The organism is Bradyrhizobium sp. HKCCYLRH3097, from assembly GCF_051167875.1.
In the GTDB taxonomy this organism is placed as follows: domain Bacteria; phylum Pseudomonadota; class Alphaproteobacteria; order Rhizobiales; family Xanthobacteraceae; genus Bradyrhizobium.
On the sequence record NZ_JBNPTX010000009.1, the window covers coordinates 20,999 to 35,202 of the forward strand.

At 66.3% G+C, this 14,204-nt stretch carries 10 protein-coding genes; 6 read left to right on the forward strand and 4 right to left on the reverse strand.

All coding sequences use genetic code 11. The features are described from left to right. Positions 1–77 precede the first annotated feature (77 nt). The 4 genes from ACQR0U_RS21465 to asnB all read left to right on the forward strand — a co-directional run bounded on the left by ACQR0U_RS21465 (position 78) and on the right by asnB (position 5,551). Positions 78–1,412: a glycosyltransferase family 4 protein gene (locus ACQR0U_RS21465; protein WP_434872244.1), complete on the forward strand. Its 1,335-nt coding sequence runs from the start codon at positions 78–80 to the stop codon at positions 1,410–1,412. Continuing rightward, on the forward strand, positions 1,412–2,470 hold the full coding sequence (locus ACQR0U_RS21470) for a Gfo/Idh/MocA family protein (protein WP_316203720.1): 1,059 nt from the start codon (positions 1,412–1,414) through the stop codon (positions 2,468–2,470). The genes ACQR0U_RS21465 and ACQR0U_RS21470 overlap by 1 nt, the downstream gene beginning before the upstream one ends. After that, a complete protein-coding gene (locus tag ACQR0U_RS21475; protein WP_434843891.1) occupies positions 2,467–3,498 on the forward strand; it encodes an NAD-dependent epimerase/dehydratase family protein in 1,032 nt (343 codons plus the stop codon). The genes ACQR0U_RS21470 and ACQR0U_RS21475 overlap by 4 nt, the downstream gene beginning before the upstream one ends. A gap of 112 nt (positions 3,499–3,610) precedes the next feature. Continuing rightward, positions 3,611–5,551, forward strand: a complete 1,941-nt coding sequence (asnB, locus tag ACQR0U_RS21480) for an asparagine synthase (glutamine-hydrolyzing) (RefSeq protein ID WP_434843890.1) — start codon at positions 3,611–3,613, stop codon at positions 5,549–5,551. A gap of 46 nt (positions 5,552–5,597) precedes the next feature. Here the strand turns inward: asnB and ACQR0U_RS21485 are convergent, their stop codons facing one another. The 3 genes from ACQR0U_RS21485 to ACQR0U_RS21495 form a co-directional block, all read right to left on the reverse strand. After that, a complete protein-coding gene (locus ACQR0U_RS21485; protein ID WP_434843889.1) occupies positions 5,598–6,374 on the reverse strand; it encodes an SDR family NAD(P)-dependent oxidoreductase in 777 nt (258 codons plus the stop codon). 209 nt (positions 6,375–6,583) lie between these two features. Beyond that, entirely contained in the window at positions 6,584–7,855 is a 1,272-nt protein-coding gene (locus ACQR0U_RS21490; RefSeq protein WP_434843888.1) for an acyltransferase family protein, read from the reverse strand. 76 nt (positions 7,856–7,931) lie between these two features. Then, a complete protein-coding gene (locus tag ACQR0U_RS21495) occupies positions 7,932–8,882 on the reverse strand; it encodes a glycosyltransferase (protein WP_315717403.1) in 951 nt (316 codons plus the stop codon). A gap of 181 nt (positions 8,883–9,063) precedes the next feature. Here ACQR0U_RS21495 and ACQR0U_RS21500 point away from each other — a divergent pair, with 181 nt between their 5' ends. Next, a complete protein-coding gene (locus ACQR0U_RS21500; RefSeq protein ID WP_315717404.1) occupies positions 9,064–11,115 on the forward strand; it encodes a right-handed parallel beta-helix repeat-containing protein in 2,052 nt (683 codons plus the stop codon). A 30-nt stretch (positions 11,116–11,145) separates the two neighbouring features. Here ACQR0U_RS21500 and ACQR0U_RS21505 read toward each other — a convergent pair whose 3' ends face one another. Beyond that, the gene (locus ACQR0U_RS21505; protein ID WP_315729371.1) at positions 11,146–12,537 is read right to left on the reverse strand and encodes an O-antigen ligase family protein; all 1,392 of its coding nucleotides are present in this window, start codon (positions 12,535–12,537) and stop codon (positions 11,146–11,148) included. A gap of 294 nt (positions 12,538–12,831) precedes the next feature. On the opposite strand from ACQR0U_RS21505, the gene ACQR0U_RS21510 reads away from it, so the two are divergent. After that, on the forward strand, positions 12,832–14,040 hold the full coding sequence (locus tag ACQR0U_RS21510; protein WP_315827763.1) for a WecB/TagA/CpsF family glycosyltransferase: 1,209 nt from the start codon (positions 12,832–12,834) through the stop codon (positions 14,038–14,040). Positions 14,041–14,204 lie beyond the last annotated feature (164 nt).

The window sequence follows — 14,204 nt, forward strand, 5'->3', positions numbered from 1 at the left end:
CTCGTGCCGCGATTAACTATCGCAATCGTTAAATGCCACATATAAAATGTCCCGTGATTTAAATGTTTTAAATGGTCATGACCAGCGACAACCACCCAGGCTTGGATGTGATGGAGGCGGAGCCTGCGCCGTCGGCGCAGCGCGACCCCGAATGGTCCGCGTCCGGTTTCGCCGATCGCCGGCGGCTCAGCATTCTCAGCGTCTCGCACATGCCGGCGAGCCCGCCGCGGTTCGGGGCACAGGCGCGCATGCACGGGCTGATGACCCAGCTCGCGCGCCGCCACGACCTCACGGCGGTGATGATGGTCGATGACGCCTTCGACATCGAGGAGTGTCGGCGGGCCATGCAGGCCTATTGCCGCGACGTGGTGCTGGTGCCGAACCCTTACGGCCGTGACGGTCTTGCGAAGCGGCTGCTGCAACTGCGCTCGCTGGTCTCGGTGCGGAGCTTCGACCGGCTGCGCGTGGCCCTGCCGGAATTGCAGCGGGTGCTGGATCGGGTGCTGCGGACCACGCGGTTCGACGTCGTCAATCTCGAATTTCCCTATCTGGGCCACTGCCTGTTCCGTCAGGCGCCGGCCGGTGCGACGCCGCCGCGGCTGATCATCGATTCGCATGAGATCGCCTACGATCTGGCGCGGCAGTTCGCGGCCACGGGCGCGAGCCTGGGCCGTCGGCTCTACGCCGGTGCGAACTGGCGCAAGCTGCGCCGCGAGGAGATCGCGGCCTATCGCGAAGCCGATGGCGTCTATCTCTGCAGCGCGGACGACGAGAAGCGTCTGCATGACGACATTCCGAACGCCCGCACTGCGGTCATCCCCAACGCCGCCGATGTCGAGTTCTATCAGCCGCGCAGCACCGACCCCGCGCCCGACGGCCGTACGCTGGTCTATTTCGGCCTGCTGTCGACGGTGCCCAACATCGATGCGGTCACGCATTTCGTACACGACATCTGGCCTCGTATCGCCGCCCGGCACCCGGATGCGCGCTGCAAGATCATCGGCGGCCGGCCGCCGCCGGCGTTGACGGCGCTGGCCGGGCCGCGGATCGAACTGACCGGCTTCGTGCCGGACCTGCGGCCGCACCTCGCCGCGGCAGCGGCGGTGATCGTCCCGCTGCGGCTCGGTGGCGGCACGCGGCTGAAGATCGTCGAGGCCATGGCGATGGGCAAGGCGATCGTCTCGACCAGCCTGGGTGCCGAGGGCATCGAGGCGATGCCCGGCCGCGACATCCTCATCGCAGACGAGCCCGACGCCTTTGCAGATGCGGTCAACGGGCTGCTCGCCGAGCCCGATCTTGCGGTGCGGATCGGCGGCGCGGCGCGGCAGGTCGCGGTCGAGAAATATGCCTGGAGCGCGGCCGCACAGGCGCTCGAAAACTTCTATTGCGAGATCCTGGAGGCCCGTTCGTGATGAAGGCCGTGCTCATCGGGGCAGGGCAGATCGCCCGCCAGCATCTCGCCTGCCTCAACACCTTGCCGGGCGTTCAACTGGCCGGCATCTGCGACCTGTCGCCGGCAACGGCGGAGGCCGCGGCCGAGCGTTACGCGATCCCGTCCTGGTTCACCGATCATCGCACGATGCTGCAGACGGTGCGGCCCGATGTGGTGCACGTGACGACGCCACCGACCTCGCATTTTCGGCTCGCGATGGACGCGCTCGAGGCCGGCGCGCATGTGATCGTCGAGAAGCCCGCGACCTCGACCTTCGACGAGCTGCAGACCCTGACCTTGCGCGCCAAGCAGACCGGCCGCCATGTCGTCGAGGACTACAACTACGTCTTCAACCGGGCGCCGCAGGAGATACTCCGTCGCATCGAGACCGGCGAGTTCGGTGCCGTGACCCATGTCGACGTGCTGATCTGCCTCGACATCCTCGGCCCCGACGGCTTTGCCGATCCGAATTCGCCGCATCCGGCGCTCAAATTGGCGGGCGGTGCGATCGCCGACTTCCTGCCGCATCTCGCCTCGCTGTCGCATGCCTTCGTCGGCCCACACCGCAAGGCGGAGACGGTCTGGAGCAAGCGCAAGACCTCTCCGCTGCCGTTCGACGAGTTTCGCTGTGTGGTCGAGGCCGAGCGCGGCACGGCGACGCTCGGCTTCAGCGCGAGCGCGCAGCCCGATGCGTTCTGGCTGCGGGTCTATGGCGAGCGGATGCAGGCGACCGCCAATCTGTTCGAAACGCGGTTGACCTTCGATGGCCCGCGCAACGTGCCGAAGCCGCTGCGCCCGTTCTTCAGCGGACTGGAGGAGGGCCGCGACATCCGCCGCGCGGCGCTTTCGACCTTGCTGCGCAAGTTCAAGGGCCCAGGCGCCTATGAGGGGCTGTGGGAGTGCCTGGCGCGCACCTATCAGGCGTTCGGCTCGGGAACGGCATTGCCGATCACGATCGAGGACGTCCTGGCCGTCAATCGGATGGTCGAAGCGATGAAGCCGACGGAGCAGGCGGGCATGAGGAAGCTGGCGATATGAAAGCCCTGGTCACTGGCGCCAACGGGTTTCTCGGCCGGCATGTCGTCGATGCGCTGCTGGCCCGCGGCATCGAGGTTCGCGCCATGGTGCGTCCGGCGACGCGCGTTGACGCGCTTGGCTGGCCGTCGTCGGTCGACATCGTCAGGGCCGACCTGCGCACCTCGCGCGACCTTGTTCGCGCGTTCGAGAATGTGGATGTGCTGATCCATCTGGCGGCCGTGGTCGCCGGCGGCGAGGATGCGCAATTCGCCGGCACGGTAGGCGGCACCGAGCGGCTGCTCGAGGCGATGGCGGGCAGCGCCTGTCGCAGGCTCGTGCTGTGCAGCAGCTTCTCGGTCTACGACTACACTGCGACCCGCGACGTCCTCGACGAAAGCGCGCCGCTGCAGCAGACCCCCGACGTGTACACCCGCGGCGGCTACACCGTCGCCAAATGGTGGCAGGAGCGGGTGACGCGCCGCTACGTCGAGAAGAACGGCTGGGATCTCACCGTGCTGCGTCCCGGCTTCATCTGGGGACGCGGCCACGGCTATCTCGCCGCGCTCGGCCAGCAGATCGGACGCCACCACGTCGTCATCGGGCCGCTGACCCGCATCCCCATGACCCATGTCGAGAACTGCGCCGACGTCTTCGCGCTGGCGGCCACGGATTCGCGGGCGATCGGCCAGACGCTGAACGTCGTCGACGGTCCCGGCGAGCGGGTCTGGACTTATCTGTCGGACTACATGCGCGGCGCCGGCGAGCGCGGCCTCCGGTTGCCCATCCCGCATTGGCTCGCCAGCAGCATCGTACGGCTGGCGTTTGCGACCGTGTTCAGGCGGGCGACCAAAGTGCCGGCGATCCTGACGCCCAAGAAGTTCGACGCGATGCTCAAGCCGCTGCGCTTCGACAACCGCAAGCTGAGGGAGACGCTTGGCTGGACGCCGCCGCTCGACTACGAACAATGCCTGGCGCGGACCTACGGTCCGCTGCCGGCTTCGGCGCCAGCGCCGGCGTCCTGGTCGTCCGGAACGGCTGCTTCCATTTGAGGGCCGAGATGGTCCTGCGATGCCCGAGGTCTGGTCGCACGCGATCTCGCGCGCGAGGCCGTTCCGTGTCGTCGGTCGTTTTGACGTCGCGCGTCTCAAACGGAATGTTCTGATGTGTGGCATCGCTGGGATCATCGGACGGGTTGACGACGACAACCGCGCCGCGCTGCAGCGGATGAACGATGCCATGCTCCATCGCGGTCCGGATGCCGGGGGAGTCTGGACCTCGCCCGCGGACGAGCGTGGCTGGGGCGCGCTGCTGGCGCACCGCCGGCTCGCGATCCTCGATCTGTCGCCCGCCGGTGTGCAGCCGATGACCGATCCGGTCACCGGGCATGTCATCGTCTTCAACGGCGAGATCTACAATTTTGCCGACCTGCGGCAGCGGCTGGTCGCCGGCGGCCAGCAGTTCAGCTCGACCGGCGATACGGCGGTGATGCTGCGCGCGCTCGGCCTGCATGGGCCGGAGGCGGTGGCGTGGTTGCGCGGCATGTTCGCGTTCGCCTGCTGGGATCCGAAGGAGCGCCGGCTGCTGCTGGCGCGCGATCCCCTCGGCATCAAGCCGCTGTACGTCGCCCGCGCGTCGAAACCCGACGCCGGCTGGTCGGTGGCCTTCGCATCCGAGCTGCGTGCTCTGCTGGCATCCGGCCTTCTGGGCAGGGCCCAGCTCGATCCGCAGGCCGTCGCCAGCGGCGTCTGGAACGGTTTCGTGGTCGGTCCCGGCACGGCGGTGAAGGGCGTCGAACTGCTGCCTCCAGGCCATCTCACCACGTTCGACGGCGTCGGCAACATCATCCGCGATGAGGATTTCTGGTCGATCCCGGAGCGGGCTCCGGACCCGACGATGGACGAGGATCAGCTTGCCGAGATCCTCGAGGAGGGGCTGAGGCTGCATCTCGCCAGCGACGTGCCGCTCGCAGTGTTTCTCTCGGGCGGCATCGATTCCTCGGTCATGGCCAATCTGGCGCAGCGCGCGGCTACGGGTCCGATCCACACCTTCACGCTGGCTTTCGAGGAGCAGGAGCTGAACGAGGGGCCGATCGCGCGCCAGATCGCCGCCGCCATCGGCACCGAGCATCACGAGGTGGTGCTGACGGAGCAGCACTTCGTCGACAACCTCGATGCCGCGCTCGACAGCCTGGACCAGCCGACCTTCGACGGCCTGAACTCATACTTCATGTCGCACGCCATCCGCGGCGCAGGCTTCACGGTGGCACTGTCGGGGACCGGCGGCGACGAGCTGTTCGGCGGCTATACGTCGTTTCGCGACCTGCCGATCCTGCAGCGATGGTCGGAGCGCACGGCCTGGGTGCCGGCCGGCGTCAAAGCCGCTGCGGCGAAGCTGGCCGCGCAGATGCTGTCGCCGTCGCGCGGTACGGTGGCGCCGCAGACGCGCTGGGCCAAGCTCCCGGAGATGGTTCGACGCGGCGACGATCTTCTGGCCCTCTACCAGATGGCCTATGCGCTGTTCCTGCCCGGTTTTCAGCGCGAGCTGCTCGCGCCTGATCTCGTCGATACGCTGACAGATGGGCTGCCGGCCGCGATGAGAGCGAAGATCACCGCGGAGACGCGCGCGCGCACTCCGCTGTCGGCGATCAGCGTCATGGAGCAGCGCCTGTTTCTCGGCGAGCGCCTGCTGCGCGACAATGACGTGGCGAGCATGGCGGCCTCGCTGGAGCAGCGGGTGCCGCTGGTCGATCAGGTGCTGTTCGAAAGCGTCGACCGGCTGCCCGATGCGACGCGCTACGCGCCGCTGCGAAGCAAGGCGATGCTCAGGCGGATCGGCCTGCGTGGCCTCGATCCGTCGCTGTTCGACCGGCCGAAGAGCGGCTTCGTGCTGCCGCTCGATCGCTGGATTCGGCGCGGCCTGCAGGATGCAATGGACCGGACCCTGCGGGACCCGCAGGCCGTTGCGCCGGTGGGGCTGGACCCCACGGCCGTGGAGCGCCTCTGGCGCGCCTTCCTCGATGGGGCGCCGGGGATCTATTGGTCGCGCATATGGTCGATCTACGTGTTCGTGCGCTGGTGCCACCGTCACCGCGTCTTCCGCTGACGCGCGATCGACATCACGAGAACCGGCCGCATCGAGGCGCGCGTGCTCAGGCCTCCGGCATGACGATTCCGCCGCACACCGGCACGCGAACGCCGGTCACGAAGCCGGCGAGGTCCGAGGCCAGAAACGCGATCATGTTGGCGACGTCCTGATCGTAGCCGCGCCGTCCGAGCGGCACGGATCGCTCGTAGAGCGGCTGCACCTCATCACGGTCACGGCGGTCCTTGTCGGAGACGACCCAGCCCGGGGCGACCTGATTGACCGTGATGCCATGCGGTCCGAGCTCCCGCGCCAGGGACCGCATCATGCCGTCCATGGCGCATTTGGCCGCCGTGTAGGGCGCGCGGTTGGGCAAGGCCAGGCTCGTCATCTCCGTGCCGAGAGAAATCAGGCGTCCCCATTTTCGCTCGATCATCGGGCCGGAAAACACCCGCGCGGTCGCCCAGGCCTGCAGGACCGAGGAGCGAAACACCTTGTCGAACTGGTCGGGCGTCTGCTCGACGACGGGACGTTCATCGTACCACGTCACGGCATTGTTCACGACGATGTCGACGGGGCCGAGCGCACGCTCGGTGACGCGGCGCATGGCCTGCACATCCTCGAGCTCGGCTACGTCACCCGAAATGGTGCAGGCGTGCTGCGGCCGGAGCTCGTTCAGCTCCTCGCACAGCCTCTCCGCAGCAGCGCGCGCCGTCAGATAATGGATGGCGACCTTTGCACCACAGGCCGCCAGCGTCCGGGCGATCGGACGGCCGAGTTCTCCCGCCGCTCCCGTGACCAGCGCGACCTTGCCCGAGAGATTGATCTGGAGCGGGGACCTCAACGGTCGCAGTGCCGGATCGTCCGGCAGGGGACCGAGCGTATGTCGTCGAATTCGTCGTGCAACCGCGCTCGCGATCCGCATCCACCCGTCCCCCGAAAGTATTCATTGGCCCGGGTCGGAGTATTAAATGTGTAATTAATCCAGTTAAACTGCACAATTTGACGCATTTGTGCAGCAGCCGATGGAACGGTGAAGGGGTGCCGATGCGCTCACGATGCGCGTGTTGTCGGACTCTCGGCGAGACGATTGCCAAGCGGCCAGTCTGCACGAGACGTGTCTTGAGCCTGGCCGGTAGCGAGCACCGGCCTGAACTTGCGCCGGAGCTGCCTGAAATACGGCTCGATGAAGCGCTCGATCGCCGCCGCGTAGATGACGGAGATCAGGAGCGCGAGCGGAAACAGCAGATAGGGCTTGGCAGCGATCGCGGGCAGGTTCCTGTCGATCGTCCGGATCACGACGTTGTGGATCAGATAGATCGCATAGGAATAGGTGCCGAGCGTCATCACCCAGGAGCGGTTGAGATGACGAAACAGCGGCGCGTCGGCGAAGCGGACTGCGAAGTAGAACAACGGCATCAGCGCCAGCCCCTGAAGGCTGTAGCGGGCGGTCTCCCGGAACACCGCATCACGGTAGACCAGCGAAGCCAGCAGCGCCGCCGCGGCGCCGGCCAGCAGCGCCCATTGCGCCGCCGACATCCGCCCCGAGGCAGAGCGCTGCCGCACCGGGTTCATGACCAGCGCCAGAATGCAGCCATAGGCGATCGAGTCGATGCGGGTGTCCGAGGCGTAATAGGTGCGGTCGGAGAAGAACCCAGGGGCATGCACGAGATGGATGCGCCAGGCGAGGACGCCGAGGCAGACGAGCCCGAGCAGCGCGCCGATGGTGCGCGGCCGCAGCGCCGATCCGAGCAGCAGCGTCATCAGCAGGGGATAGACGATGTAGAAGTGCTCCTCGACCGCGAGCGACCAGAGAATGCCGGTGCCGTCGGGCACCGTATTGCCGGGATCGAAGAACAGACCGTAATAGTTGGCGAAATACAGCACCTGGGCCGCCAGGCCCTTGACGGTCATTCCGCCGTCCAGCAGGCCGGCGGCGGTGAGGCCGTAGGCGATCGCCAACGACAGCAGCAGAGGCGGCATCAGCCGGAACACGCGCCGCGCATAGAAGCTGGGAACGTCGAGCGCGCCGGTGCGCTGATGCTCGGCCAGCATCAGCGTGGAGATCAGGAAGCCGCTCAGGAAGAAGAAGATGGTGACGCCGAAGCCGCCGGGGACCATGGCCTGAAGTCCGGAATGGCCCAGGACCACGATCAGCACCGACAGCGCGCGGATGCCGTCGAGTGATGGAATGAGCGGGGATGCGCTGCCATGGGCGTTCGTGCTGCGGGACGCTGCCGGGGAGGTCGCCTCGCTGTGGGGAGCCGTCATCGGCGGCACGGCGGAAGCGGCACGAAGGCGGCTGAGCTCGAGAATCTTGGCCATGCTGTCCAGACGGGGTCGGAGAAACACGTAGCTTCGTCGTCGTCGTGTCAGTGCCGCGGCGATCGGCCGCCGAGCGTCATCGCGTGTCGGCCGCGGCGTGGCTGGCCCGCCAGAGCTGCGCCCGCTCCGCGTTGATCCGGGCCGTGGCGGCGCGCTTGCCCAGGCGCAGGCAGGCATGCTGATAGGCGCGGAGGAAGCGGCGGAATTCGAGATCGTCGTAGCGCGGCAGGCCCGTCAGCCAGCTCCGGAAATAGCCCCACAGCATCGCGGTGCTGCCGATCAGGGCGGGATAGGCCGGCAGGTGATAGACCGCCACCGCGAGCTGATACAGCGGCGACGTTCCCATGAAGTACTGGCCGAAACCCTTGCGCAGCCGTCCGGTCCAGATGCCCTTGTGACTGGCGCCCTGCGGCCGCAAATGGATGAAGCGCAGCGCTTCGGTGTCGATGCTCTCGGCGATCCAGCCGAGCATGCGGCAGCGGTGGCAGTCGATGCCGTCCCACATGACCTGGCGCACGAAGCCGCCGATCTCCTGGAAGCAGGCGACGCGGTAGAACTTGGTCATCCCGACCGACATCTCGTCGCCGCAGACCTCCGGCTCCAAGGCGCCGGTCTGCGGGTGGACGAACCACGGCTTGCCCGAGGTGGTCCCGACCCGCGGATCGCTCTCCATCCGCTCCATCAGCAGCTCGAAGTAGCGCGCGGGCAGATCGAGGTCCATGTCGAGCTTGCAGAGATAGTCGAAATCCTCCAGCCGCACGCTCTCCAGGCCGGCATAGAATGCCTCGATCACGCCGGGTCCGACCTTGCGTCCGCCGCGGTCGGCGCGGCGGATCACGCGCAGATAGGGCAGGCGCTGGGCGTACTCGTCGAGAATGGCCGGGGTGTCATCGGTCGATCCGTCATCCACCACGATCCACAGCGCCGGCGGCACCGATTGCGCAGCGACGCTGTCGAGAGTCCGGCGGAGATATTGGGCCTCGTCCCGGCAGGGCGAGATGAGCAGGTAGCGGCGCGATGGCGTCACGTATCAAATCCCTTGCCGAAGGCGGAAGATTGGGACGAAGCTCTGCCGAGCAGGGCGTCGCCGGCCGCCTTTCAATAAATTAAATCGTGAATTAATATTATGTCATGGCGCGTGTCAAAGTCATGGTGTTTTTAAATCGGCGCCCGTTTTGGCTGTGTGACCGGTCCTGCGAGAGGTTCCCATGGATGACATCGGCCTCGTGATCCCCGGCTGCACCCAGGCTTCGTCCCGGCCGGTCGCGCGCGTGACGCGCCGGATCGACGCCGCCTGCATCCGGGCGCTGTTCACGGCAGCGCTTGCCCTGCTGTTCCTTCGCGGCGTTGCCGCGGCCGCCGAGCCGACCGCGTCCACCGGGCCGTCACTGGCCGGCAATCTGCTGCCGGTGGAGCGTCTCGCCGCCTGGAATCCCGGGCTGATGTCAGCCGGCGGTATTCCGAACCGGACCATCATTTACCGCACGCTGTCTCCGAGTGGGAGAGACGACAGCAGCGCGATTCAGGCTGCCTTGACCGCTGCACCCGCCGGCCAGGTGGTGATGCTCGGCCCCGGGACGTTCATCGTCAACGAGCCGCTCCTGATCAGCCGGCCAGTGACGCTGCGCGGCGCCGGCGCAGGCGCGACCAGGCTGGTGAAAACCAACGGTGCGCGGGCACGAACGCCGGTCGTGATTGCCGGCACCAAGGGAATCCTGACGCCGGTCGACCCGAGCTCGTACAGCTACGACGCCAAGCCTGTCATCATCGTCGGACCTTCGCGCTGGAACAATGGCCCCGACAGCAGCGCGTCGCAGGACCTGTTGGCGGACGGCGATCAGGGGACGTCGACCGTCGCCCTCGCCAGTGCCGCGGCCTTGAAGCCGGGCGATTTCGTTCTGCTCGACGAGGTCTCAGGCGCATCGTGGCAGGCGACGCCGGCGGGTTTTCCAGCAGGAGCGAAGGTCTGGCAAGGCGACCGCGTCGCCTGGAACATGCACTATCCGGTTCAGCCGGGCGACGACAATGCCGGTGCCAATGCCGGAGGTCCCTATGACCAGGCTCCCGGCGTGTTGCCGAAGTCGATGTCGTGGTTTGCCCGGACCGACCGGGCGACCGCCGAGATCAAGGAGATCGCCTCGGTGACCGGCAGCACGGTGACATTCACCTCGCCGCTCACGATCAGCTATCGCCGGGATCACCAAGCGCAGCTCACGCCTTATAGCACCGACCCGAACAGCGGTCGCCACGCCGCCAACAATCGCGACATCCACGTTGCCAAGGTGGGCGTCGAAGATCTGAGCATCGTCGGCGGGGCGGACGGCGCGTTGCGGTTCGAAGCCGCTGCTTATTCCTGGGCCAGATCCGTCGAGGTGACGCAATGGCTCGGCGAGGGCGTGGCGATCGACAATTCGTTCCGGGTCGAGCTCCGCGACTCCTACATCCACGCCGGCTCGTGGCCGCAGCCGGGCGGCGCCGGATACGCGATCAGCCTGGCGACGGGCTCCTCGGAGGTCCTGATCGAGAACAACATCCTCGTCGACGTCTGCAAGAACATGGTGTTCCGGTCGTCCGGCGCCGGCAGCGTCGTCGGCTATAACTATGCCGACGACTCGTTCGATTTCGACAATCCCGGCTGGGTCGAGGTCGGCATCAACGCGTCGCACATGGCCGGCGCCCATCACGTCCTGTTCGAAGGCAATCTGTCCCACAATGCCGACAGCGACTACACCCATGGCAACGCGATCTATCTGACCTTTTTCCGCAACCATCTCACCGGCCAGCGCCAGCGCTTCGTCGATCGTTCGGGCGTTCGAGCCGTCGGTCTCGCCTATGGCTCGTGGTGGGATTCGTTCGCCGGCAATGTGCTGGGCCGACCTGGACGCATGAGCGGTTGGAGCTACGACGATCCATCGATGCGGGCCGGAACGGCGGTTTGGGGGCAGGGCGGTGTCGGCAACGTCTGGGTGCTTGGCTACGACCCGGAGCGATGGACCATGGCGCCTGATCCGAAGACGCTGGCCACGGTGATCCGCGGCGGCAATTTCGACTATCTCACCGGCAAGGTGGTCTGGACGGACGCTCTCGCGGCGCAGCCGCTGCCGGCGTCGCTGTATCTGAGAGCCAAGCCCGGCTTTTTCGGCAGTCATCCGTGGCCCTGGGTGGACCCAACCGGGGATACCAAGCTGCATACGTTACCGGCCAAGGCGAGATTCGATGCGGGCGCGCCATTCGCGGCGGCGCCGGGATCAACGCAATAGCGCTGGCGTGACGCTTCAACGGGCCTCCCGTCAGGTGCGGACGCCGAGCCGTGGCCGCCAAGCCGGCCGTGTACGGCTCCAACGAGCCGACCGCCTGTTCGCCGGCTGAGCGGCGGGCATGCTCTGTTGCGACCTCCGCCAGTATCTTGCGGCCTCGACCGTGACGAGCACGAATACCACCCAGGTCACGTCGAACGCGCGCAGCCACAGGGTTTCGAGCAGGTTATAGAGCATGACGAACAGCGCGACGGACAGCAGGATCCACGCCCGCTTGTAGTCGTGCTTCATCACGCGGCCGATGACGTGAACGGTGGCCGCCAGAAACACGAGGAGAAAGGCAAAACCGACATAGCCCAGTTCCAGCATCGCATCGTAGTAGCCGTTGTGGGAGTTCGGCATGGCCTTCACCCAGCCGGGTGCATCGGTGATGCTTGGTGCGTCGGCACCGACCAGCCAGAAGCTCTGATAGCCCCATCCCAGGAGCGGCCTCTTCGCGATCTCCAAGTTAGAGAAGGCCCATATGGTGGTTCGGCCGGTGAAGCTGGAATCACCCGTCAGCAGATAGGCGATGCGGCTGGTCGTGAAGCCCGCGAGCTCGCCGACCACGAAGTAGCCGAGGATGATCGCCACCAGGATCAGAAGCGGTGCAACCCGCAGCGTTCTCGCAAGCGCCAGCGTCAGGATGGCCAGGATCGGGGCGACCAGAGCGAGGCCGAGCGCGGTCTTCGAGCTCGAGAAGAAGATCAGGACGATGGCACCGACGGCAACGACGATCCCGAGCGCGCGGCGCGTTCCGGGATAGAGCAACTCGTGAACCGAGAGCAGGAACGCAATGGCGGCAAACTCGCCCAGCAGGTTCTTGCCCGAGAAGTAGCCCTGGTAACCGATGTCGACCAGCGCGTTGCCGTACTGCGCGTAGGTCGCGTAGCCGCCGGGGATCAGCAGAACATTGAGGATCACCCCTGCTGCAAAGCAGAGGAACACGCCGCGCAGGATGTCGGCGCTCGGCCTCGATAGCAGGGCGGGCAGCACGATGGCGGTGAGGACCATCGCTTCCTGGACGAAACGGACGAAGGCGAATTCGGGTTTGAATGCCCACGCGATGCTGGCGCCGGCCAATCCAAAATAGACGCAGAGACTGATGATGTTGGGCGCAGCGGCAAGCCGCTCGCCGCGGGCGAGGCGTTGCATCGCAACGACGATGGCGATGGCCGCGAGGACAGGCCAGAAGATCCGGTTCTCGATCCGGCTCTCGAGCAGGCCCTGGAGCCCGGGCGATGGCGGGAAGCCAAAATAGATCAGCGGCTGAATGAGGGACGAGTAGGCGAAGGCGAGGACCGGAATCAGCGCACAGACATCGAACGTCCCCGCGGAGGCGCGCGGCCCGGCCGACATCGACGTCGTCGCTGAAATTCTCGGCATCGATCTCACCCGGATATTCGAACGGCGCGGCCCCGGCAGCCGCCGGGAATACCGTCCGTGAACATTATCCGGAGATGCAATTAAATAAAAGGACTTCGACGTGCGCCGGGAAGGTATTGCTGCAGCCGCGCCGCAAATCTGCCCTGGCATTTACAAATAAACCGTATTAAATAAATGGTGTGATTTAAAATTAAATAGTGGCTTTTGGGTCGCACGTTATTCGGTCGGGGAGGTGCGGCAGGGATCCGCAACCCGGAATCCTCGTGCGGCGGGCAGATTGAGGGAGAGCGGCGGATGCTGACCACGCATGAATTGCAGGAGCCGGGATCCCCCCTTTATCGCGTGGGGCGCTCCGGGGCGGGTCGCGATCGGCCGGAGGTCGATGCTGCCGCCCTGGCCGACGCCGCGATTCCCGACGACCTCGCGCGCGACGTCTATTGCGTCCTCGGAATACCGGTCGATGCCATCGGCATGCGCGGCGTACTGCGCCGCATCCGCGACGCTGCCCGACGCAGGACCCGGCTTCTCATCTCGACTCCCAATCTCAACTTCCTGGTCGCCAGCCAGTCGAACAGGAGCTTCAGGGAGTCGCTGATCCTGAGCGATCTTTGCACGGTGGACGGCATGCCGGTGGTCTGGATCGCTAGGCTGCTTGGGATTCCGATCAAGAGCCGGACGGCCGGCGCCGATATCTTCGACGCGCTGAAGTCGGAGGCCGCGCCGGCAAACGCGCTGAAGCTCTTTCTTTTCGGCGGCCCGGAGGGGGCCGCCGAACGGGCCGCCCGGACGCTGAACGGCCAGTCGGCGGGATTGCAGTGCGTGGGCTGGTTGAACCCCGGCTATTTGTCGGCCGAGGAGTTGAGCCGGGATCACATCATCGACGAGATCAATGCCAGCGGGGCGGACTTCCTGGTTGCCTCGCTCAGCAGCGTGAAGGGACAATCATGGCTGCAGCGCAATCATGAGTGCCTCGAGATTCCAGTTCGCGCCCACCTCGGCGCCGCGCTCAACTTCCAGGCCGGGACGGTGAAGCGCGCACCGGCGATCCTGCGCCAATCAGGCTTCGAGTGGCTGTGGCGCATCAAGGAGGAGCCCTATCTCTGGCGCCGCTATTGGAACGATGGCACGGCGATGCTCGGCCTCATGCTCACCCACGTGTTGCCGTTCGTGGTGTGGACCTGGTGGATGCGCCGCACGCATGAGCGGGGTGAGGCGCTGACCATCACGCAGGACTATGGGACGCGCGCGGTCACGCTCAGCCTGTCGGGGCCCGCCGATGCGCGTCACGTAGACCGGGCCATTCCGGTGTTCCGCGCCGCTTCGGCGTCCCGCAAGCCGGTCACGATCGATTTCTCGAACGTCTGCGCCATCGATGCGCGCTTCCTTGGATTGTTGCTCATGCTGAGGAAGCAATTGGAAGCCCAGGGCTGTACCGCGACCTTCGTGGGCGTTTCGCCGCTGATGGCCCGCATCTTCCGCTTCGGCGGTCTGGACCAGCAATGAGAGAGGGAGGCCTGTCATCGGTCGCATCACGGCTTCAGCAGTCGGTGGTTCGATGATCGCCGCCGCGACGCTTGCCCGCGTTGCGAAGGATTGCCTGAGCCGTCAGTCCGACCGGCGCCCATCGGCTGACCGTCGCCCATGGAGCGACGTGTGTTCGGAGATTG

Coding starts and splice junctions, on each gene's coding strand:
- ACQR0U_RS21500 (WP_315717404.1), top strand. CDS start 9,064: ATGGATGACATCGGCCTCGTGATCCCCGGCTGCACCCAGGCTTCGTCC.
- ACQR0U_RS21505 (WP_315729371.1), bottom strand. CDS start 12,537: ATGCCGAGAATTTCAGCGACGACGTCGATGTCGGCCGGGCCGCGCGCC.
- asnB (WP_434843890.1), top strand. CDS start 3,611: ATGTGTGGCATCGCTGGGATCATCGGACGGGTTGACGACGACAACCGC.
- ACQR0U_RS21470 (WP_316203720.1), top strand. CDS start 1,412: ATGAAGGCCGTGCTCATCGGGGCAGGGCAGATCGCCCGCCAGCATCTC.
- ACQR0U_RS21465 (WP_434872244.1), top strand. CDS start 78: ATGACCAGCGACAACCACCCAGGCTTGGATGTGATGGAGGCGGAGCCT.
- ACQR0U_RS21475 (WP_434843891.1), top strand. CDS start 2,467: ATGAAAGCCCTGGTCACTGGCGCCAACGGGTTTCTCGGCCGGCATGTC.
- ACQR0U_RS21510 (WP_315827763.1), top strand. CDS start 12,832: ATGCTGACCACGCATGAATTGCAGGAGCCGGGATCCCCCCTTTATCGC.
- ACQR0U_RS21490 (WP_434843888.1), bottom strand. CDS start 7,855: ATGGCCAAGATTCTCGAGCTCAGCCGCCTTCGTGCCGCTTCCGCCGTG.